The following is a 20,613-nucleotide window of genomic DNA, read 5'->3' on the forward strand; positions in this document are numbered from 1 at the left end:
CGCGGCGTCAGGAGCTGAGCAGGTCGTCACTGTCGCTGCGGACGTACCAGCGCTTGTCGCGAAGCCGCTTCAGGTAGTCGGCGAGGTAATCCTCCAGCGAGGGTGCCTTCGCCTCATCGAGGGGCCCCGCGTATTCGGACCAGCGCAGCACCTGTCCGCGCCGACCGGCCGGGCCCGGGGTGAGGTCCACGCAGAGCGCCTCGCCGTGGTCGTTCTTCGCGAACGGAATCCAACCCGCGCTCCACCACGTCCGGGTGAGCTCCTTCTGGCCCTTGGTGAGATCCAAGGGCTTGGACTTCGCGAACGCTCCGCTCTCACGTTGGGTCTCCAGCTGTGTCCAAAGGTCGGTGCTCTCCTTCACGCCCAGCACCTGATACGTGAAGAAGGACAGGCCCTGCTTCTTGTCCGGTGCGCCCCCGCCGAAGCGGAGCAGGAACGCCTGGAGGCCCGCGGGCAGCTCCGCCCCCACGCTCTTCTCCAGCGCGTCCACCTGCTGCTGGGACGCGGATTTCGTGCGGGCGAAGCGCTGTGCATAGGGCGCGTGGTGCTCCTCGTACCAGGCTCCCAGTTGGTTCGAGAGCGCCTCCACGCGCTCGGCGGCGGTGCCCTCCCTTGGCGGCTCGGGAGCCGTCACGGGAGCAGCAGAGGTCGCGCTGGCCTCGGGCTCGTCCGGCTCCTCGTCGCCGTACAGTTCGATGCGTCCGGTCTCGAGTCCCTCCAGGTAGTGCTCGAAGAATGCGTCCATGGACGGGGCATAGGGGCTCAGGGGGCCGCCGCGAATCTCCCAGCCGATGACCTGTCCACGCTTTCCTTCCGGGCCGGGGTCCAGGTCCACGCACTTGAGGTTGCCCCCACCGTCCTGCGCGAAAGGCACCCAGCCGGGGTGCCACCAGGTCCACTTCACGTCCTTCTGGGACTTGGACAGTTCATGGGGCTCGGCCTTCTTGAAGGTGCCTTTCTCCACCAGCTTCCGAAGCCCCTTCCAGGTGCTCAGAATCTGGTCGACGGGAAGCACTTCGTACTCGGAGACGGACAGGCCGGGCGATCCCGCCGGTGCACCGCCTCCGAAGCGGAGGAGGAACGCGCGGAAGTCCAGGGGCAGCGGGGTCCCAAGCACCTTCTCCAGGGCCGCGACGCGTGCCTCGGTCGAGGGGCGCGTACTCGCGAGTTGCTCCGCGTAGGTCGGGTTGCGTCTGGCGGCCCACGCGCCAATGCGCTTCCAGACGCTCTCCGCGCGAAGCGAAGCCGCCTGCTCCAGCGTGGGGCTTCCCGCGGCGAGCAGGCGCTTCTCCACCCGCGTGTTCCCCCGGCCGTTCGCGGTATCGATGGGGTAGTAGCCCCCTGTGTTCGCGGCCTTCGGGTCCGCCCCCGCTTCGAGCAACAGCGTGGTGAACTTCACGTCCTCGAGGCTGGCCGCATAATGGAGGGCGTACCAGCCGCGCGCGTTGGGCTGGTTCGGCTTCGCTCCCGCGCGGAGCAGCGCGCCCAGCACCACCAGGGATGGATCTCCGAAGATCTCATCCAGATCGAGCGCCATCGTCAGCGCCGTGTTGCCATCGCTATCCGTCGTCCTGACGTTGACGTCGACGCCCTTGGAGATGAGCCGCTCGGCCACCGGGACGTTCCCGTAGCGGACGGCCTGCATCAGCACCGACCTGCCGTTGGAGTCGACCGCGTTCACCTGGGCGCCGTGCTCCAGCAGCAGCTCGAACAGCTCGGGTTGTTCCTTGTAGTCGACGGACAACATCAGCGGCGTCTCGCCACGACCGTTGGTAATATTCGGGTTCGCGCCCGCGCGCAGCAGCGTCTTCAGGACCTCCGCGGAGGGCTCCTCGTTGGTCTCCTGGTTGAGCAGGTCGGTGAGCACCGTGGAGCGGGCCTCGTCCTTCCACTGGTGGTTGACGTCGGAGCCCCTGGCGATCAGCAGCTTCACCAGCTCCACGGCGTCGTCACCTGTTTGAGCGGTGGCGAAGCCGAGGGGCGTGGCGGAGTCCGAATCCAGCCCCTTCACATCCGCGCCCGCGTCCAGCAGGAGTCGGGCGACGTCGAGGTTTCCCTCTGCGCACGCCGTATGGAGCACGGGATAACCCTCGTCGTCGCTCACGTTGGGGTCGGCCCCATCCGCCAGGTGCCTGGCCACCGCCTTGGCGTTCGACTTCTTGACGGCGGAGAGCAGCGCGGCGTCTGGCTTCGACAGCTTCTTCTTGGGTGACATGGGGGGCGCTCCAGGGCAGTCGTCCTTCTCAACGCTTCCCCGTCGGAAATGTCGCGGTGGAAACGGCCTCAGGCGAAGCGCGCGAGGAACGCCGCGAGCACGGGCCCTCCACGTCGAGCCTCCTCGGGTGAGCCCGGCCCTCCTTCCCGGAGCTGGGCGCGAAGGTCTTCCATCGCGGGCTTCATGGCCTCGAAGGCCTCCATGGCCTGCTCGGCGTTGTCGAAGAACCGGTGGTGGAGGAGCCACCCCGTGACAGAGCAGGTGATGGCGTGGAAGGAGCGGGAGTCGTCCACTTCGTACGTGAGGCGCAGCTGGCCCTCCTGGTCCTCATCCCGAGCGATGGTGCCGCCCTGGGTGCCCATCCAGCCCAGGGACGTGCCGCCGTCATAGGAGGTCCAGGGGGCGCTCGGTTGTGGTGACATCGCTTCTCCTCGGGAGCCTGGGTGGGCACTCCAAGCGAACAGTGTTTCACGAAGGCGCGAGCCGGGGCACATCACCCGAGTGGCCGAGGTGGCGCTTCGCGGGTGCATCGGTGCCCGGTCGGAAGTCCCATCGCTGGCCATCGCAACCCATCCGCGGGTTGCGCGTCCCCCCGCGCCGGCCCACGTTTTCCATAGGTTCCCCTGGCTGACGCAGTGCCGCCGGAGGGGGCGGGTCTCGCGTTCAGTCCGTCACGAGCGTGAGGCCCCTGGTCGAGTCGAGACGAGGGGGCCCGCGTCATGCCAGTCGAACCGTCCAATCCATCGCGCTCGCCATCGCCCATCCGGTCGCCCGAAAAGCGAGACCGTCAGTGGCGCATGCAGGGGCCGGCATGGCGCCGAGCACTCGCCATCCTCTCCGCCATCCTCATCGCGGTGGCCGCGGAGCTGTACCTGAGCGTGCTGGTGGGAAGGCGGCTGTCGATGCTGCTCGTCCTCGCGCTCGTGTGTCTGGTCGGTGGCGTGCTCGTGTTCGGCTACCTCCTCCTCACGGAGCGCGGCGCCTGGGAGATGTCGACCCGGAAGGCGCCCTGGAGGTGGCGGCGCGAGGACGGAATGCGGCCCGAGGAACGCGCTCTCGAATCGTCGTCACCCGACGGCGTGGCCGAGGCACGGGCGGAGCAGGTCGCTTCCTCCTCGGAGGAGGACCCACGCTTCTCCACCCAGGACAGGGGCGAGACGTCCTCGACGGCCACTGGCGCGGGCTTCGTGGACACGCCAGGTCCCCGGAAGCGCGCGCTCATCCTGATTGGCGGGGGACTGCGCGCGGCATGGCAGGCGGGGGCGATTCGAGCGCTGGAGGACGCGGACCTGGGTTTTCATTTCGCGGATGCGACGTCGGCGGGGTCCCTCAATCTGGCGATGCTGTTGTCCGGAGCGTCGCCCGGGGAGGCGTGCGCGCGGTGGAGGACGCTGTCCGTGGAGGACTTCCTCGCCCATGCGGTGCCAAGGAAGACGCTGGACGTGCTTCATGTCGAGCCGATGGGAGACCCGGAGAAGGTGCTCCGTCGAGTCTTCCCCCATCTGGGAATCGACCTTGGAGCCATCCGCGCCAGCTCCCTCGTGGAAGGCACCTTCCATGTCTGCGACTTCGAGAGGAAGACGGACGTGGCCATTCCCCATCGGGACCTGGACCGGGAGCTGCTGCTGGCGGCCATCTCTCCCCCCATCCTCATGCCACCGGTGGAGCGGGACGGCACGCTCTACACGGATGCCTTGTGGACTCAGGACACCCACCTGCTCGACGCCATCCGCCGGGGCGCGAACGAACTCTGGGTGCTGTGGTGCCTGGGCAACACGCCCGTCTACGACGATGGCCTCTACGAGCAATACGCCTACCTGGTGGAGATGAGCGCCAACGGCGCGCTGTTCGCGCAGCTTCGCGTCATCCAGGAACTCAACGAGCGCATCGACGCAGGGGAGGTCGTGCCAGGCCACCAGCGTCCCATCGCGGTCCACCTCATCAAGCCCGAGCGTCCGCTCGCGCTCGACCCGGACCTCTACGCGGGGCGCGCCACGGCGGCGGCCCTCATCGACATGGGCTACTCGGACACGTGGCGCTACCTCGACGTATGCGGTGAGCAGGGGCTGCCGCTCACGGCGGAGATGACCCGGACCACGGAGCCCTCACCCGACCTCACCTTCGTGGAGTCCCTCACCGGCCTTTTCACGATGGGCGTCACCGACCCCACGCAAGCGGCCCTGCATCCGGACGCCCGGCCGATGACCATCCACTGCACCATCAGCGTCGGTGACCTGGATGCCTTCGTCAGTGACGTGAAGTGCTCGGCACGACTGGTGGCGCGGTTGAGCTTCGCGCCGTTCGGCGAGGACCTGCCGGTGCGACGAGGAAGCTTCAACATCTTCCGGCCCCAGGACGCTCCCAGTTCGAGGGTGATGACGTATGGGCTGCGCTTCCCCCATCAAGGGCGCGACTACTTCCTGGAGGGGACGAAGGTCGTCGATGATCGACGGGGCGGGGACGCGTGGAAGGGCTCGACGCGGCTGCACTGCCAGCTCCACGCGGGGATGAATGCCCAGGGGCCCGTGGTGGGGGCCGGCGTCCTGACGCTCGGGGTGGGGCAGCTCCTGTCGCTCATTTCCAGCATGCAGCCCGCTCGGCGCGAGGGCGCGGGGACCACGGCCATGGATCGCTTCGGCCGGTTCTTCCTGGGGCCGCTGTGGGAACGGTACGCACCGCGGGCCCAGTGGGGCAGCACCCGCGAGGTCGTGCTGGAGGCGCACGGGCCAGAGGAGCCACGGGCCCAGGCGTGAGTCAGAGGACATCTTCGACCCAGGTGGGGAAGGGTGCCCGGGAGAAGACACCCGATGGCGGCTTGCGCCATCCGAGGAACAGTGCGGAGCGGCGCGGTTTGTGTGGCGACCGCCAACGGCCTAACCTGCCATGTCCATGAAGGCGATCCTCGTCTCCCTCTTCCTGTTGGGCTCCACTCCCGAAGCCTCCACGCCGGCGCTCCCGCCGGAAGCGCTCGCGGCGCCGCCCATCTCCGACGACTCTCCGACGGCCTGGGCCTGCACCGTCGACACGCTTCGCGAGGGCAAGGAGTGCGTCTTCGAATCGGACGCCGCCGCCAGCGCGTCCGGTGCCGAACAGGCCACCGCGAACCGCAAGCTGCTCAAGGACATCTCCCGCGCCTTGTGCACGGAGGCGGTGGGCAATGCCCGCGAGGGTCGCACCGACGCGACGCTCATCGCGCTCTGTGAGCGCCGCTATGTCGCCGCCGCGGACCAGTGCGGGCTCGCGGGAGGCACGCCCATCGTGGACGCCAAGGGCCGCTTCGCTCCGGGTGCCCGGACCTGCTACCGCGGACTCTCCAGCGTCCTGCAGGAAGTCCAGCTCATGGCCACGGTGGCCGCGCCGTGCTGCGAGTGCGCCGCGCGTCGAGGGTGCCCCGGCACGGGAGACCGGTGCTACGCGGACGTGTCCCAGCAGCAGACCTCGCCCGCGACGCTCGCGTGCCTGAGTGAGCGCTGCGAGGACGTGTGCTCCGTCGTGCTGCCCGCGCCGACCGGCGCTTCTTCCGCCTCGCCCACCGCCCGTGAGCAGCAGCGCTCCTCGCGCTCGGGCTCCGCCTCGCTCTAGGAGTCAGCTCCATGCGCCACCATCCCTGGACTCTTCCGACCTGGGCCCTGTTGGGCTCGCTCGCCGCCGGTTGCGGGGCATCCCACTCCCACGTCACGTGGGCGGACTCCCAGCCTCGCGAGGACGCCCCGCTCACCCCGAAGGCCGCGGAGGCGCCGCCGCCCAGCGCGTCCGCCGACCCCAAGGCCTTCGCCGCGCGCTACCCGAATCCGGCGCTGTGTGAAGCCGCCGCGCGCAGGCTCCAGGCGGAGTCGCGGGACGAAGGCTGGGCGGGTCTCAAGGCCTGCATCGAGCTGACGCCCTTCACCCAGATTCGCGCGCTGCTGAGCGGCGCCTGGTCGGAGGACCTGCGCGTGCGTCCCGAGGCCGCCTCGCTCATCGCCCGGGTCGTGGCCCAGCGCGGAGGCAGCGTGTCCGGCGAGCTCCAGTACCTCCAGGAGCGGAAGATCCCCATCTTCTCGCTCGCGTCCGCGGTCGAGCGCCCCGACACGTACAAGGGTCGCTACGTGTTGCTGCGCGCCCGCGTGGCGGACCAGCGCTCCGAAGGGGAGAAGCCCACCGTGTGGCTCGTGGAGCACACGCTGGCCTCGGTGGAGACGAATGCGCCGGTGGGTTATGGCGAGAGCTACGACACCACCACCACGACGTCGGGAGACCTGGGCGGGCAGACGCAGCTCACCGGGCCGGGCCGGCTGGGCGGCAGCGTGAGCACGCGGGAGCGCGGCAACAGCTCCACGACGCGCAAGCACTACGACAACATCTCCGACGAGACGGGCCAGGAGGCCCTGGGGCGGCTGCAGGGCGCGGATCCATTCCTGGAGGCCCGCCGCGACTACGTGTTCCTGGCGCGGTTCGACGGCGTGCGGCTCACGTCGGGAGGCACCGATGACGATGCCGAGGCGCCCCGCATCCCGGTGCTGACCATCGTCAGCTACCACTCGCCCCAGCCGCTCGTCGTCTACTGAGCCGCTGTCGCTTCGAGCGCGGATAAAAAACGAGGCGCCGGGAACATGTCCCGACGCCTCGCCTGGGGAGCTGGCCCCGCGCCAACCCCACCTGATTCGAAAACCCTCGGAGAAAATCTGGGCCTTCAGGCGGGAGACCTCCGCCCCCGGAGATCGGCCACGCTGCACGTGGATTTTTCCTTCCCACGTGAGGGCCGTGCCCGGAGTCCCTGTGGGCAGGGGTAGGCGCGGGAGTGTTACTGGGGCTGGGCGCCACTCACGACGAAGGCCTGGGTGCTGTCGCGGCCGGAGGCGAGCTGCACCGTCACCGGGTCACCGGGCGTGGTGGAGATGCTCACGCTCGCCGGGGACTCCACGTCCACCTGGAACGTGCCCGGGATGAGGAATTTGAAGGTGGCCTCGAAGGTGCCGTCCGCGTTTTCATCGGTCAGCGGAAGCGTCTCGCGGCTGCCCGCGTCGTTGATGAGCACCACGTGGAAGTCCGCGAGCGTCACCGCAGTTCCTTCCACCGTGGGGAGCACCACGCCGGCGCCGAGCTTCACCTCGACGGTGATGCTCGCGGACGCCGTCACCTCGGCCGCCTTGATGACGGGGCTCATCACCCAGCGGCCGGAGTTGCCCGCCTCCTTGCCAAAGCTCTGCGCCACGTCGAAGTCGACCAGGAGGATCTTCTGCTCGCCCTCGATGGTCAGCTTCTCGTCGAACTTCACCTTCAGCCCCGACGAGCCGTAGCTCGGCATGTGGAGCTGGCCGGCGACGACGGCGCCCTCGGGAAGTCCCGCGTAGTTGTTGGAGGTGGCGAAGATGGACGTGGAGCCATCCGCGTTCTTCGTCTCCAGGTAGCCGCCGGTGATGACGAAGCGGAGCTGGGAGTAGTCCCCGTCGGGAACGACGGCTTCGGAGACGAGCTCGGAGGTCGAGTTGGCCAGGTCCAACAGGCTGACGGTGACGGGCTCGTCGCGCAGGACGACGCGGCCGCCTTCCTCGTCGCCACCCTGGAGATAGATCTGCGAGATGGTGACCACCGCGGTCTCCACGCCGTCGCCGGGGGCATCGGTCAGCAGGATGGAGACTTTTCCGTCTCCGCTACCACAGCCCATCAGTGGCAACAGCAATGCGATGGCGAACCCCGCGATGAGGTTCGCACGGCGAGCATGAGTCAACATGGGGGGCTTGCTCCGGCAGGGGGCCGTGAAGACAACGGGCCGTTTCGACCGAAAATGACTCACGCCGGCGCCCATCGGCCACACGCGGAATTTCAGCCTTGGCTGCCCGCAGGGGCTGTAGGTGGAGAATTCCGGGATGTCCTGGGCAGGCGAGTCCTCAGGCTCACCCACCGTGGAGCCAGGGCTCACGGTGGGCGAGAGTCGCCCGTCGACTCAGGGGCCGCCCGATTCGAGCCCGTGCTTGCGGAGCAGCTTGCGCAGATAGACGCGATCAATCCCCGCCTCGCGTGCGGCGCGCGACACGTTGCCCTCGCAGCGCTCGACGAGGTTGCGCAGGTAGTCGCGCTCGAAGCCCTCGATGAGCCGCTCCTTGGCTTCCTTGAACGGCAGGTCGAGCGCCAACGACTGGGTCGACTCGGAGTCGTCCTCCGGAGGTGGCACGGGCGCGGGCACGTCCGGAATGTCCGGCAGGGCCTCTTCACCCAGGCTCACCACGCGGTCCACCACGTTGCGCAGCTCGCGCACGTTGCCGGGCCACGGGTACTGCGTCAGCAGCGCGCGGGTGACGTCCGACAGCGCGCTGGGAGGCTTGCCCAGTCGCGCCAGCACGGTGTCGATGAGGAGCGGGATGTCGTCGGGCCGCTCGCGCAGGGGCGGCAGGACGACGCGCAGCACCGCGAGCCGGTGGAACAAGTCGCCGCGAAAGCGGCCCTGCTTCACCGCGCCCTCCAGGTCCTGATGCGTGGCGGCCACGACGCGCACGTGGAAGGTGCGGTAGTCATTGGCGCCCACGCGCTTCACCTGTCGGCGCTCCAGCACGCGCAGGAGGCGAGGCTGGACTTCCAGCGGAAGCTCTCCGACTTCGTCCAGGAAGAGGGTGCCGCCGTGGGCCCGCTCGAAGGCGCCGGCGCGATCACCGTGCGCCCCCGTGAAGGCTCCCTTCACATGGCCAAACAGTTCGCTTTCGAGCAGCTGCGGTGGAATCCCCGCCAGGTCGGCGATGACGAAGGGGCCCTTGCTGCGCATGCCATGTGTGTGGATGGCCTCCGCGCACAGCTCCTTGCCAGTGCCCGTTTCGCCCTGGATGAGCACGTCCGACTCGCCCTGGGCCAGCCGCTCCAGCAGCGTGAAGACCTCCCGCATGCGTCGGCTGTTGCCCACCAGCCCCCCGAAGCTGCTGCGGGAGGAGAGGGGGAGGGCTCTCGTCTTCTCTCCCTCCGGAACCAGCTTCAGCTCGGTGGTACCCAGGGTCAGAGTTGCCCCTGGACGAACCTCCAACTCGGAGAAGCGCATGCCCTCGCAGAAGGAGCCGTTGCGTGATCCAGGGTCCACCGCGCGCACGCCATCCTCGCGGACCTCCAGGACGAGGTGCTGCCTGGACACGGAGCGATCCGGCAGGACGATGTCCGACGTCGCTTCGGAGCCCACGCGATAGCGCCCGGGCGCCAGCGGGTACGTCTTTCCTGCGTCCGGCCCCGACAGCACCGCCAGTTTCACCCTGAAGCGGGGGCTCCTGAGTGCCGGTAGGGCATCGGTTCGAACCAGCGCGTCATCCCCGTCCTCGTCTCCCAGACTTGCCACGGTGCACAACATAGCACGGGGAGACCCAGGAAGTTCGGGCTCCCAGGATTCTGCGGTAGGTTCCGGATTGATATGGCCTTGCAGCCCGGCGACAGGTTCGGCCGATACGAGCTGGTGTCATGGCTTGGTCGGGGGGGAATGGCGGAGACGTGGCGGGCCCGGTGGATGGGCGACGCTGGCGTCACCAAGTCCGTCCTCATCAAGAAAGTGCTTCCGGAGTTCGTGGCGGACGACGCCTTCGTGTCGATGTTCATCAACGAGGCGCGCATCTCCGCCACGCTGTCCCATGGCTGCATTGCCCAGGTCTTCGACTTTGGTCGGGTGGAAGGCCAGTACTACCTGGCCATGGAGTTGGTGGATGGGCAGCCGCTCCACCACGTCCTGAAGCGCGCGCTGAAGACGGGCCTGTCGCGGATGCCCATTCCCCTGGCGACGTACATCACGTTGGAGATGTGCCGGGGGTTGCACTACGCGCACACGCGCACGGATGACAAGGGCAAGCCCCTGGGCATCGTCCATCGCGACATCTCTCCGGACAATGTCCTCATCAGCTACGAGGGTCAGGTCAAGATCGTCGACTTCGGCATCGCCAAGGCGCAGCTGGCGCGCAACTTCATGACGGAGCCCGGGGTGGTGAAGGGCAAGTACCTGTACTTCTCTCCCGAGCAGGCGAGGGGATACGAGGTGGACGCCCGCTCCGATGTCTGGTCGACGGGCCTGGTGCTGTACGAGATGTTGTGCGGGCAGCCCCCCGTCAGCGGCACACCGGCGGCGGTGATGATGCGCATGGCGCATGGGGAGTTTCCCTCGCCACGGGAGGTGCGCGAGGACCTGCCTGTCGAACTGGATGAGCTTGTCATGAGGGCGCTGTCGGTGGACCTGTCGGCCCGGTATGAGTCCGCGAATGCGTTCGCGGATGCGCTGGCGGCGTTCCTCTATTCCCACGCCCCGCGGTTCTCGACGATGAATCTGGCGTACCTGGTCCGGGTGCTGTTCCGGGGAGACATGGCGGTGGAGGGGAGGGAGCTGTCCGTTCCGGCCTCGTTCATCGATGAGCTGACCTTGTGGCGGGCGAGTGGGGCGCCGCCGGAGGTGCCGCCGAAGAAGGAGCGAGGGAAGAAGACCGCGTCGCGGGCCGAGACGGAGATGGACCTGGACCTGCGGTCCAATCAGCAACGGACGACGCGAAGGTTGTTGCCCGCCATGGGAGTGGGCTCCACCCATGCCACGGAGGAGACTCCGGAGACCCATGTGCCGGAGGTGCCCGCCCCGTCCAGCGGAGGCCTTTGGGGTTGGGGGCTGATGCTGGGAATCGCAGCGGTGCTGGTGGTCGGGACCGTGGCGTTTCCCGAGTACTACATCGCGGCCCGGTCGACGGTGATGCCGAATTCGAACCCAATGTCTGACCCCGGAACAGTGGCTCCGTACCGCCCCCTTGAGGTGTATCCCCCGGGCGCGACGAAGGCTGACGTGCTCCACGCAGGAGTCCTGCTCGACAGGGGGGATTTTCCGAAGGCGTCCTCCCTGGCGGAGAAGTGCCTGGAGGTCGCGCCGAATCATCCAGACTGTCTGTGGATCGCGGGGGCCAGCATGGCCCGCCTCAAGCAATTGCCCGAGGCCGAGGTGTACTTCAAACGCCTTCTCACGGAGCACCGCGACCACTCTCGAGCCGAGACGGCACGCGCGCTGATGTCGGAGATGAAGTCCGAGCGGAAAGACGAAGCTCCGTCTGCCCCGACACCCGGTCCGTCCTCCGAGAGCACCCGAGTGACTTCAGTGAGTGCCATGCGCGCCGAGGAGTGGGCCAAGAAGTCGGCGGCGCTCATCAAGCAACAGAGGTTCCGAGAGGCGCTGGCGGCGGCCCAGCGCTGTATCGCCATCGCGCCCGAGGATCCCGACTGCCATCTGATGATGGGCATCACCCTGGCTCGCTTGGATGAGTTTGACACCGGGGCCGCGCACTATCGACGTTTTCTCAAGCTGGCACCTTCGGATCATCCGTACCGGAGAGGTGTCGAGTCCCAACTCCAGGACTACGACAGCCGATCCGGTTCCCGATGACCTGATTCCCACCGTCTGCCGTCAGGACATCCGGCGACTCCAGTCATGGCCCAGGACCGCAACGCACGCTTCGGTCGGTACGAACTCCTGGCCCTGCTGGGGCGTGGAGGCATGGCCGAGACGTGGCGCGCGAGGCTCGTTGGCGCGGCGGGCGTCACCAAGCCCGTCCTCATCAAGAAGGTCCTCCTCGAGCACGTGAACAACGAGGACTTCATCTCGATGTTCGTCCGCGAGGCCCGCATCTCCTCCACGCTGTCCCACGGCAACATCGCCCAGGTCTTCGAGTTCGGCCGGGTGGACGGCCAGTACTTCCTCGCCATGGAACTGGTGGATGGCCAGCCCCTCCACCGCGTCCAGAAGCGCGCGGCGAAGCTGGGCCTGTCCCAGTTGCCGGTGCCCCTGGCCACGTACATCGCCCTGGAGATGTGCCGGGGGCTGCACTACGCGCACACGCGCACGGACGACAAGGGCGCGCCGCTGAACATCGTCCACCGGGACATCTCCCCCGACAACGTCCTCATCAGCTACGAGGGCCAGGTCAAGATCGTCGACTTCGGCATCGCCAAGGCGCGCATGGCGCGCAGCTTCAAGACCGAGCCCGGCATCGTGAGAGGGAAGTACCTGTACTTCTCCCCGGAGCAGGCGAAGGGGCGCGAGGTGGACGCCCGCTCCGATGTCTGGTCCACCGGCCTCGTGCTGTACGAGATGCTCTGTGGACAGCCGCCCATCACCGGCACGCAGGCCTCGGTGATGCTGCGCATGGCCTATGGCGAGTTCCCCTCCCCACGGCAGGTGCGCGGAGATCTTCCCGTCGCGCTGGATGAGCTGATCATGAAGGCGCTGTCGGTGGAGCTGTCGACCCGCTACGAGTCCGCGAATGCCTTCGCCGACGCGCTGGCTGGCTTCCTGTATTCGGTCTCTCCACCGTTCTCGACCATGGACCTGGCGCAGTTGGTCCGGGTGCTGTTCCAGGAAGACCTCGCCGAAGAGGGCCGCGCGCTGTCCGTGACAAGCGCCTTCCACGAGGAACTCGAGGTCTGGCGCTCCCACGCCGCCAGGGTCCGCCCACCCCCGAAGCCGCCCCCCGTTCAAACCGAGGAGCTTCCTTCGGCCCGAGACGCCGCGCCTCAGGATCCGGCTCGCAAGCGGAGGCGCTCCGAGGTCGTGATTCCCCTGTCGGAGCGGCCCACCCAACTGCTCGACAGCGCCACGGAGCTCTTCCTCCCCAGCATCCCCCAGCAGCGAAACTGGAAGCGGCTCGCGGGCATCGCCTGCGGCGTCGTGGTCGTCGCGGCCTGCGTGGGGCTCGCCCTTTCCACGCGGCGCCCGGCCACGTCCGGTGCCATGCCCGCGCCCGAAGCCCGACCCCGGCTGGACTCCGGCACCCTGCGTCCGCCCACCTTCGTCCAGTACCCCGTGACGGAGTTCCTGCTCGAGGCAGACCGCGACGTCATCATCGTCCCCCGGACCTTCAAGGCGTTTGGACCGCTCGCCCCGGAGCGCTCCTTCGTGCTCGTCGACACGACCTCGCCCGGCCGGGGTGCGCCCTTCATCCTCAGTCCGTCCCAGGGCCTTCCTCCAACGGTCTTCTTCCTGCTGTCCGGCGACGCCTCGCTCCTCCCCGAGGCGGCCCGCCTGGGGGAACTCGCGGGCGAGCCCCAAGCCATCGAGAAGGCCCGCGAGATCTCGCTCTTCCGTCTCGGACCTGGCAGCAAGGAGTCGATCCCCGAGCGGCTCATCCAACTGTCCGGCGCGAGCGTCGCGGCATCGAAGTCCTTCGTCTTCCGCCCTGACGCGGAGGGGCTGCTGCTGAAGCGCGGACTCGTCCTCAAGGGGCTCGATCCGATGACGACCTACGCGCTGAACCTGGAGGCGACGCCCCAGGGCGCATTCCTTCACGGTCGCGGCGCGGGCCCCGCCACCGCGGTCATCTGTGCCCAATGGGTGCCACCGCCCGAAGAGAACCCCTCGCCGCGCGGAGTCTCCCGGGACAAGGAGGCCTTGCCCCTCCAGTTCCTGCTCAGACAAGGCGAGGAGCGCCGCGTGCGAGGCGTCCTCGGACTGGTGTGTGGCTTCGTCGACGACGGCGCCGACGGCAACGAGGGGGCGCTCCGGATGCGCATCGACGCGGAGGCCGCCGTCAAGCGTCCGCCCGCCAGGAAGCCTCGCACCCCGGACGTCACGCAGCTGCTCAAGGACCTGAAGCAACACCTTCGCGAGAAGAAGTACGAGGAGGCCGTGGCCGTGGGGGAGAAATGCCTGGCCTTGATTCCCAGCCACCCCGAATGCCTGCTCCTGTCAGGCACGGCGCTGGGCTACGCGGGCCGGACGGAAGAGGGCGCGCGACGGTACCAACGCTTTCACCAGCTCTATCCGGAACACACACAAGCGAACATCGTGGAGGGGCTCCTGATGGAAATCGAGGGCGCCTCGGCCCCGAAATGACGGCGCCACCGCGACATGATTTGCGCGCCCGCCACGGGTTACCCCCATGACCCACGATCCGCATGAGCACCTTGGACGCTATGAACTCCTCACCCAGTTGGGTCGAGGAGGCATGGCGGAGACGTGGCGCGCGCGGTTGGTCGGCGCCGCGGGCGTCACCAAGCCGGTCCTCATCAAGAAGGTGTTGCCGGAGTTCGCCAACGACGAGGCGTTCGTCTCCATGTTCATCAGCGAGGCGCGCATCTCCGCCACGCTGTCGCACGGGAACATCGCCCAGGTCTTCGACTTTGGACGGATGGATGGACAGTACTTCCTGGCCATGGAGCTGGTGGACGGCCAGCCGCTCCACCGACTCCTGAGGCGCGCGGCGAAGACGGGCCTGCAGCAGATGCCCATTCCCCTGGCGACGTACATCGCCTTGGAGATGTGCCGGGGGCTTCACTATGCCCACACGCGCACGGACGAGAAGGGCGCGCCCCTGCACATCGTCCACCGGGACATCTCTCCGGACAATGTCCTCATCAGCTACGAGGGTCAGGTCAAGATCGTCGACTTCGGCATCGCCAAGGCGCGCATGCTGCGCAACTTCAACACCGAACCCGGCGTCGTGAGAGGGAAGTACCTGTACTTTTCTCCCGAGCAGGCGCGAGGCCGCGAGGTGGATGCCCGCACGGATGTCTGGGCAACGGGCCTGGTGCTCTACGAGATGCTGTGTGGACAGCTCCCCGTCACCGGCACGCAGGCGGCGGTGATGTCTCGGATGGTGCATGGGGAGTTCTCCTCGCCCCGGGAGGTGCGCAAGGAGCTGCCGTCCGCGCTGAATGAGATTGTGATGCGAGCGCTGTCCGTGGATGCCTCGATTCGCTACGAGTCGGCGAATGCGTTTGGCGACGCGCTGGCCTCGTTCCTCTATCCGTTCGCGCCTCGGTTCTCGACCATGAACCTGGCGTATCTCGTCCGGGAGCTGTTCAAGCCGGACCTGCTCCAGGAGGGCCGCGAGCTGACCGTGCCGCCCTCGTTCCTCGAGGAGCTGGCCGCCTGGCGTGGAACGGACGCACCTCCGCCCCGTCCCCAAGCACGGCCACCGACGCCAGGGCCCGCGCCCGTGTCCAAGGTGTCTTCCCCGAGGCGCGGCGCACACAATGCCCCCACCGTGCGCACGCCTTCGGTCGCGGGTCCCTCGAAGGTCCCCAAGTGGGGTCGACTGGGGCTGGTCGCGGGCACAGGACTCCTCGCGCTCTGGGGGACCCTTCACTGGCTGCGGCCGGCGAGGGAACTCGAGCTACCGGATTCTCCTTCCCATCCCTCGCGGCTCGCGCACTACCCGGAGCCCGGCGACGCGGGGGGCGCGGTGTCGCGCTCCGCTCCAGATGCCTCGACTCCGCGGGCCGCCCAGCAGGTGGCGCTGGATGCGTCCAGTCCGGAGACAGACTCCGAGGACTCCAACGAGTCAGAGCCCGTCCCGGAGTATCCCGCCGCGACGGCCTTCCGTCTGGACTCCCGACGACATGTCCTGCGCGTACCGCTGGACCTGGTTGCCTTCCCGCGTCTGGATTCGACCGTCACCTACCGCCTCTGGGGCTCGAGCCCGTCGGATGGGTTTGCCCACCCGGCCGTCCTGGAACCCGCGCCGCGCCGGGAGCCCCCGGTCTTCTTCCTGCTCTCGGGCGAGGCGGTCAGACCGGAGGTGCGCGAGGGCGTCGTCGGTCGCCGTCCCATCTCGATAGAGGGCGTCCGGGCCGTCGCGCTGTTCACCCTGGGAGAGCCGACCCAGGATGACCTCGCCTACCAGTCGGTGTACCTCAAGCAAGAGGATGCGGCCGTCGAGCAGCGCTTCACCTTCCACCCCGAGCCCATGCGCGTCTCCGCCAGCAAGGGGCTTCTGATTCGAGGCCTGGATGCCCGGCAGACCTATACCCTGTCGCTGAATCCGGTCGGGGAGGGTGTCTTCCTGAGAGGAAGGGCCTACGCGCCGATGAGCCAGGTGGCCTGCATCGAGTGGTCCGAACTCCCCTCCGCCCTCGAGCCCGTCCGGAAGGTCGACGGGTATGCCGAGCAGCCGCTGCAGTTCCTCCTGCCGGAGTGGCGCGAGGTGAGGGTCCGCGGCATCCAGGGCCTGCGCTGTGGATTCATCGACGATGCCGTCTTCGACAACGAAGGCGAGGCCGAGGTGCGCATCGCGCCGTGGGACCCCAAGCGCCCCAAGGCTCCCCCGGTGGAGGATGCCCGCGTGGGGGAGGCCACGAGGTTGGCCACACAAGGGCAGCGGCTGGCGCGTGCCGGACAGTTCTACGATGCCTTCCTGCTGGCCGAGGATTGCCTCTCCACCGTCCCGGAACAGCCGGACTGCCTGGTCCTCTCGGGGGTCATGCAGGCGCGGCTCGGCCGGATGGACGGCGCCCTCGAGCGCTATCGGACCTTCCTCCGGCGCTACCCGAGCCACCCCAAGGCCGCCACCGTGAAGGAACTCCTCTCGGGCCATGGGCAGACCCGACCCGCGTCCACCCCCTAGCGGCGGGAATCCTGACATTGAGACCCGCATTCACTGACGACCCTTTTTGATCGGAATCCCTCGCGATACCCTACGGCCCAATGGCGAATGAGCAGCACGAACAGTTTGGCCGGTACGAGCTCCAATCCCGAATTGGCCGGGGAGGGATGGCGGAGACGTGGCGGGCGCAGCTTCTGGGGGCCGCGGGCGTCACCAAGCCAGTCCTCATCAAGAAGGTGTTGCCAGAGTTCGCCAACGACGAGGCGTTCGTCTCCATGTTCATCAGCGAGGCGCGCATCTCCGCCACGCTGTCGCATGGGGCCATCGCGCAGGTCTTCGACTTCGGGCAGGTGGATGGCGAGTACTTCCTGGCCATGGAGTACGTGGACGGGCAGCCGCTCAACCGCATCATGAAGCGGGCGCTGCGCTCCAACTTCGCCAGCCTTCCGGTGCCCATCGCCACGTACATCGCCCTGGAGATGTGCCGGGGGCTGCACTACGCGCACACGCGCGCGGACGACAAGGGCGAGCCGCTGAACATCGTCCACCGGGACATCTCCCCCGACAACGTCCTCATCAGCTACGAGGGCCAGGTCAAGATCGTCGACTTCGGCATCGCCAAGGCGCGCTCGCTGCGCAGCTTCGACACCGCGCCGGGCGTCGTGAAGGGCAAGTACCTCTTCTTCTCCCCGGAGCAGGCGCGGGGCGAGGACGTGGATGCGCGCACGGACGTCTGGGCCACGGCCGTGGTTCTCTTCGAGATGGTGTGTGGCCGGCTCCCGTTGGAGGGGCCGGAGTACGTGGTGATGCACAAGCTGCACACGCGTCAGCCGTTGCCGCGTCCGCGCGACATCAAGCCGGACCTGCCGGTGCGACTGGAGGCCATCCTCCAGAAGGCGCTCGCGGTGAAGAAGGAGGACCGCTTCGAGTCCGCGCATGCCTTCGGGGATGCGCTGGCGGGGTTTCTCTTCAAGGCCGCGCCGCGCTTCTCCGCGATGTCGGCGGCCTATCTCCTGCGGGAGTTGTTCCGCCCCGACCTGACGGAGATGGGCAAGGACACCAAGGTTCCGCCCTCGTTCGTGGAGGAGCTGTCCGTCTGGCGTGCCACCAACAGCCTCCTGCCCAAGCCGACGGAGATCTCCGCGCCGGAGCTGCGCACGGAGCCGCAGACCATCGAGAGCCATCCAGGAGAGCTGCCGGATGGAGGGGAGGGGCTGGACGGCGAAGACGAGGATGAGGACGGCAACTCTCCGGACCGGGGAGGCTTCTTCGAGAACGGCTTCCGCATCTCCACGCACCACGTCGTGGTGGCCGCGGGCCTGCTGGTGCTCGCGGGGTTCATGTGGTCGGCGTTCGACAAGCTCAAGTCGGACTGGGTCCCGCCGAAGCCCTCGTCGAGCGGGCCGGCCCGGCCGCCGCTGCCCACGCCTCCGCTCAAGGACGCGGATGCCCGCAGGCCAACGGATGCACCTCCGCGGCAGCAGCCCGCTCAGGTGGCCGCGGGCAAGCCGCCCGAGGCGATGGACACAGTGCACATGCCCATGGAGTCCTTCCGGCTGGATGCACGGCGGCACCTGTTCGGCGTCTCGTCCGGGCGTGCGGCGCTGGGGACGCTGAACCCGGAGGTGACCTATCGCATCTCCGAGTCGGGGGTCTTGTCCCCGGCGGATCGCGGCAAGCCCATGCCGAGCATCTTCTTCCTGCTGTCGGGGAAGAACGTCGCGGCGGACGCGGCGGTGGGCCTCGTGACGCGCAAGCCGGAGCCGTTCCGGGGCGCATCGGCGGTGATGATCTTCACGGTGGGCGCGCCCACGCCCCAGGATGACCTGCCCGAGCGCATCGTCACGGTGACGAACACGCGGACGAACGAGGAGCGCCGCCACACCATCCACCTGGAGTGGATGACCACGGACCTGAGCAGGAGCCTCTTCGTGGACGGCCTGGACCCCATGGAGGTGTACACGCTGTTGCTGGAGCCGGTGGAGGGTGGGGCCTTCACGCGAGGAAGAGATCAAGGGCCGGTGGTGACGGTGGCGTGCGTGCAGCAGGTGTCGGTGGAGCGTGATGGTCCGAGCACGCCTCCGGCCCGGGCGCAGCGCTTCCTCCTGTCGCGGGGCGAGGACGTGAAGCTCAGCGGCGTCCACGGGTTGTACTGCGGCTTCATCGACGATGACCCGACGGACAACCAGGGCGCGGTGTCGGTCCGCATCGAGACGGCCCGAGCCACCGCGGAGCGCGCCGCCGCGGCCGCCGAGCGTGCCGAGGCCGAAACCGTCGAGGTCGAGGTCGAGTCCGCCAACATCGGGCACGAGGATGCGGGAGCGCGCCCTGGGGGACATGTATCGACGGGGACGCGTACGACCACGAGCAAGCCGGCGACATCCGGCAAGCAGCAGGAAATCGTGGTGGAGCCGGAGGAGTCGCCGGAAGCGAGTCGAGGCGAGCTGGCGCTCGAACAGGCCAAGGCCCTGTTCAAGTCAAAGCAGTTCGAGTCCGCGAGGACCCGGGCGCGCGAGTGCGTCGCGATGGAGCCGGAGAACTTCGAGTGCCACCTGTTCCTGGGCTCGGTGGCGGCGCGGCTCGGCCGCAAGGAGGAGGGTGCGAAGCACTACCGCCTCTTCCTCGACCTGGCCCCGTCATCTCATGCGCAGGCGAGCAAGGTGCTGCGCGTGCTGGAGGAGTACGAGTCCATGCAGGGCTCACCTTCCGAGCCGTAGCGCGACTGGCTCGGATGTTCGAGGGCCAGGGGACATGCTCCGAGCCGTCGCGACACCGGCGCGGAGATGCACGGCCTCACTTCATGGGCTGGCCGAGGGTCTGGGCGCTGACATTCGGCGAAGGGGAAGCGAGGGCGCCGAGCAGCGCCCGCGCCCGCTCCACCTGTCTCGGTGGAAGCGGTGGGAAACCTCGCAGCGCCGCGTCCAGGTGAAGCCGGGCCTCGTCCCGGGCCCCGTCCGCCGAGGCCACGAGTCCCGCGACATACTCCAGCCTCGCGTTGCGAGTCCCCAGCCGCAGCGCGGCCTCCGCCAGGGGACGCGCCTCGTCCAGCTTGCCGGCGCTGACGAGCGCATAGGCCAGCACCGCCTGCGTGAAGACGTCCTGACGGCGTGTCAGCTCACGCCGCGCGAGCACCTCCGCCTGGGCCACATCTCGTCCCAGGTCCAGGAGCAGCCGCGCCTGCTCCCTCGCGTCCTGGGCCGTGTCCTGGAACGCCTGGGTGTATTCGGCCTGGGCCTCCTGCTCGCGCCCCGCGGCCATGAGCGCGTCGGCCAGAAAGGCCCGATGTCCTGACTTGGGACGAGCGGTCATCGCCGCCCGGTACTCCACCGCCGCCGCGTCGGGGAGTCCTCGCATGCGCAGCACATGCCCCCGTCCCGCGTGCGCGCGGTCCAGGCCGGGCGCATGTGAGAGCGCCACGGTGAAGTACTCGATGGCCGTGTCCGGCTCGCCTCGCGCGAGGTACGCATCGCCCAGCTCACACAAGGCCCGAGCCACCGTGTCTCCATCCCGAGGGTCCGCCGACGTCGCAGCCAGCTTGAGGACGGAGATGGCCCCGTCCACGTCTCCGCGCATGAGGCGCAAGTAGCCCACGCGGGTGTACGTCGCATGCGAGGGCTTCAAGTCCATCATCCGCGCGTAGGCCGTCTCCGCCTCGTCGTAGCGCCCCAGCTCCAGCTCCGCGTCTCCGAGCAGCCCCTGGAAGAAGGCGTCGTGCGGGAACAACTCCGTCAGTCGCCGCGCGGCGTCGCGAAGGTCCTGGAACTGATGGTCGTGGTGGAGCAGGAGCAGCTCCACCTTGAGGGCGTCCACGCGCTCGGGGTCCACCAGCAACGCGCGTCGTGCGGCGACACGCGCATGCAGGAGGTGTTGCTCATCCCCCGAGCGGAGCCCCTCCCGCATCCACTCCGTGGCGAGTCGGGCCTGGGCCGGGGCATCGTCCAGCGAGGCTTCGCGCTGCATCCGAGCCAGTCGCTCCCCCGTGGATTCGGACGCCCGCGAGCCCGGGGGCGTCTGCCGTGCGGGCGCGAGCCACCACCGCGTGAGCCCGCCCGCGGAGATCGCCACCACCGCGACACCGAGGGCGAGCAGTTGTCGAGAGGCCATGGC

Annotated in this window: 12 protein-coding genes; 7 read left to right on the forward strand and 5 right to left on the reverse strand. The window is 68.5% G+C overall.

What is annotated here, in order from left to right; genetic code table 11:
* Nucleotides 1–7: 7 nt before the first annotated feature.
* Complete coding sequence (locus HUA76_RS24215) at nt 8–2,215, reverse strand: ankyrin repeat domain-containing protein (RefSeq protein ID WP_174462192.1); 2,208 nt, start codon at nt 2,213–2,215, stop codon at nt 8–10.
* Between the two features lie 68 nt (nt 2,216–2,283).
* The gene (locus HUA76_RS24220; protein WP_174455458.1) at nt 2,284–2,637 is read right to left on the reverse strand and encodes a hypothetical protein; all 354 of its coding nucleotides are present in this window, start codon (nt 2,635–2,637) and stop codon (nt 2,284–2,286) included.
* A gap of 375 nt (nt 2,638–3,012) precedes the next feature.
* Here HUA76_RS24220 and HUA76_RS24225 point away from each other — a divergent pair, with 375 nt between their 5' ends.
* The 3 genes from HUA76_RS24225 to HUA76_RS24235 all read left to right on the forward strand — a co-directional run bounded on the left by HUA76_RS24225 (nt 3,013) and on the right by HUA76_RS24235 (nt 6,762).
* Nucleotides 3,013–4,968, forward strand: coding sequence for a patatin-like phospholipase family protein (locus HUA76_RS24225; RefSeq protein WP_217440078.1), 1,956 nt, complete (start codon nt 3,013–3,015; stop codon nt 4,966–4,968).
* Between the two features lie 136 nt (nt 4,969–5,104).
* Complete coding sequence (locus HUA76_RS24230) at nt 5,105–5,797, forward strand: hypothetical protein (protein ID WP_254614429.1); 693 nt, start codon at nt 5,105–5,107, stop codon at nt 5,795–5,797.
* An 11-nt stretch (nt 5,798–5,808) separates the two neighbouring features.
* Nucleotides 5,809–6,762, forward strand: coding sequence for a hypothetical protein (locus HUA76_RS24235; RefSeq protein WP_141642340.1), 954 nt, complete (start codon nt 5,809–5,811; stop codon nt 6,760–6,762).
* A 236-nt stretch (nt 6,763–6,998) separates the two neighbouring features.
* On the opposite strand, the gene HUA76_RS24240 is transcribed toward HUA76_RS24235, so the two are convergent.
* Entirely contained in the window at nt 6,999–7,928 is a 930-nt protein-coding gene (locus HUA76_RS24240; RefSeq protein WP_174462194.1) for a DUF4382 domain-containing protein, read from the reverse strand.
* Nucleotides 7,929–8,141: 213 nt separating this feature from the next.
* Nucleotides 8,142–9,521 (reverse strand): sigma 54-interacting transcriptional regulator, encoded by a 1,380-nt coding sequence (locus HUA76_RS24245; RefSeq protein WP_141642342.1) that lies wholly within the window; start codon nt 9,519–9,521, stop codon nt 8,142–8,144.
* A gap of 60 nt (nt 9,522–9,581) precedes the next feature.
* Between HUA76_RS24245 and HUA76_RS24250 the strand changes: the two genes are divergently transcribed.
* From HUA76_RS24250 to HUA76_RS46500, 4 genes are all read left to right on the forward strand, one after another.
* Entirely contained in the window at nt 9,582–11,570 is a 1,989-nt protein-coding gene (locus HUA76_RS24250) for a protein kinase (protein WP_174462195.1), read from the forward strand.
* A 45-nt stretch (nt 11,571–11,615) separates the two neighbouring features.
* A complete protein-coding gene (locus HUA76_RS46495; RefSeq protein WP_174462196.1) occupies nt 11,616–14,015 on the forward strand; it encodes a serine/threonine-protein kinase in 2,400 nt (799 codons plus the stop codon).
* A gap of 112 nt (nt 14,016–14,127) precedes the next feature.
* Nucleotides 14,128–16,527 (forward strand): serine/threonine-protein kinase, encoded by a 2,400-nt coding sequence (locus HUA76_RS44915; RefSeq protein ID WP_254614430.1) that lies wholly within the window; start codon nt 14,128–14,130, stop codon nt 16,525–16,527.
* 80 nt (nt 16,528–16,607) lie between these two features.
* Entirely contained in the window at nt 16,608–19,223 is a 2,616-nt protein-coding gene (locus HUA76_RS46500) for a protein kinase (RefSeq protein WP_174462197.1), read from the forward strand.
* Nucleotides 19,224–19,299: 76 nt separating this feature from the next.
* On the opposite strand, the gene HUA76_RS24270 is transcribed toward HUA76_RS46500, so the two are convergent.
* Entirely contained in the window at nt 19,300–20,610 is a 1,311-nt protein-coding gene (locus tag HUA76_RS24270) for a tetratricopeptide repeat protein (RefSeq protein ID WP_174462198.1), read from the reverse strand.
* Nucleotides 20,611–20,613: the final 3 nt, after the last annotated feature.

It is taken from the genome of Myxococcus sp. CA056, from assembly GCF_013336715.1.
GTDB classification, from domain to species: Bacteria; Myxococcota; Myxococcia; order Myxococcales; family Myxococcaceae; genus Myxococcus; species Myxococcus llanfairpwllgwyngyllgogerychwyrndrobwllllantysiliogogogochensis.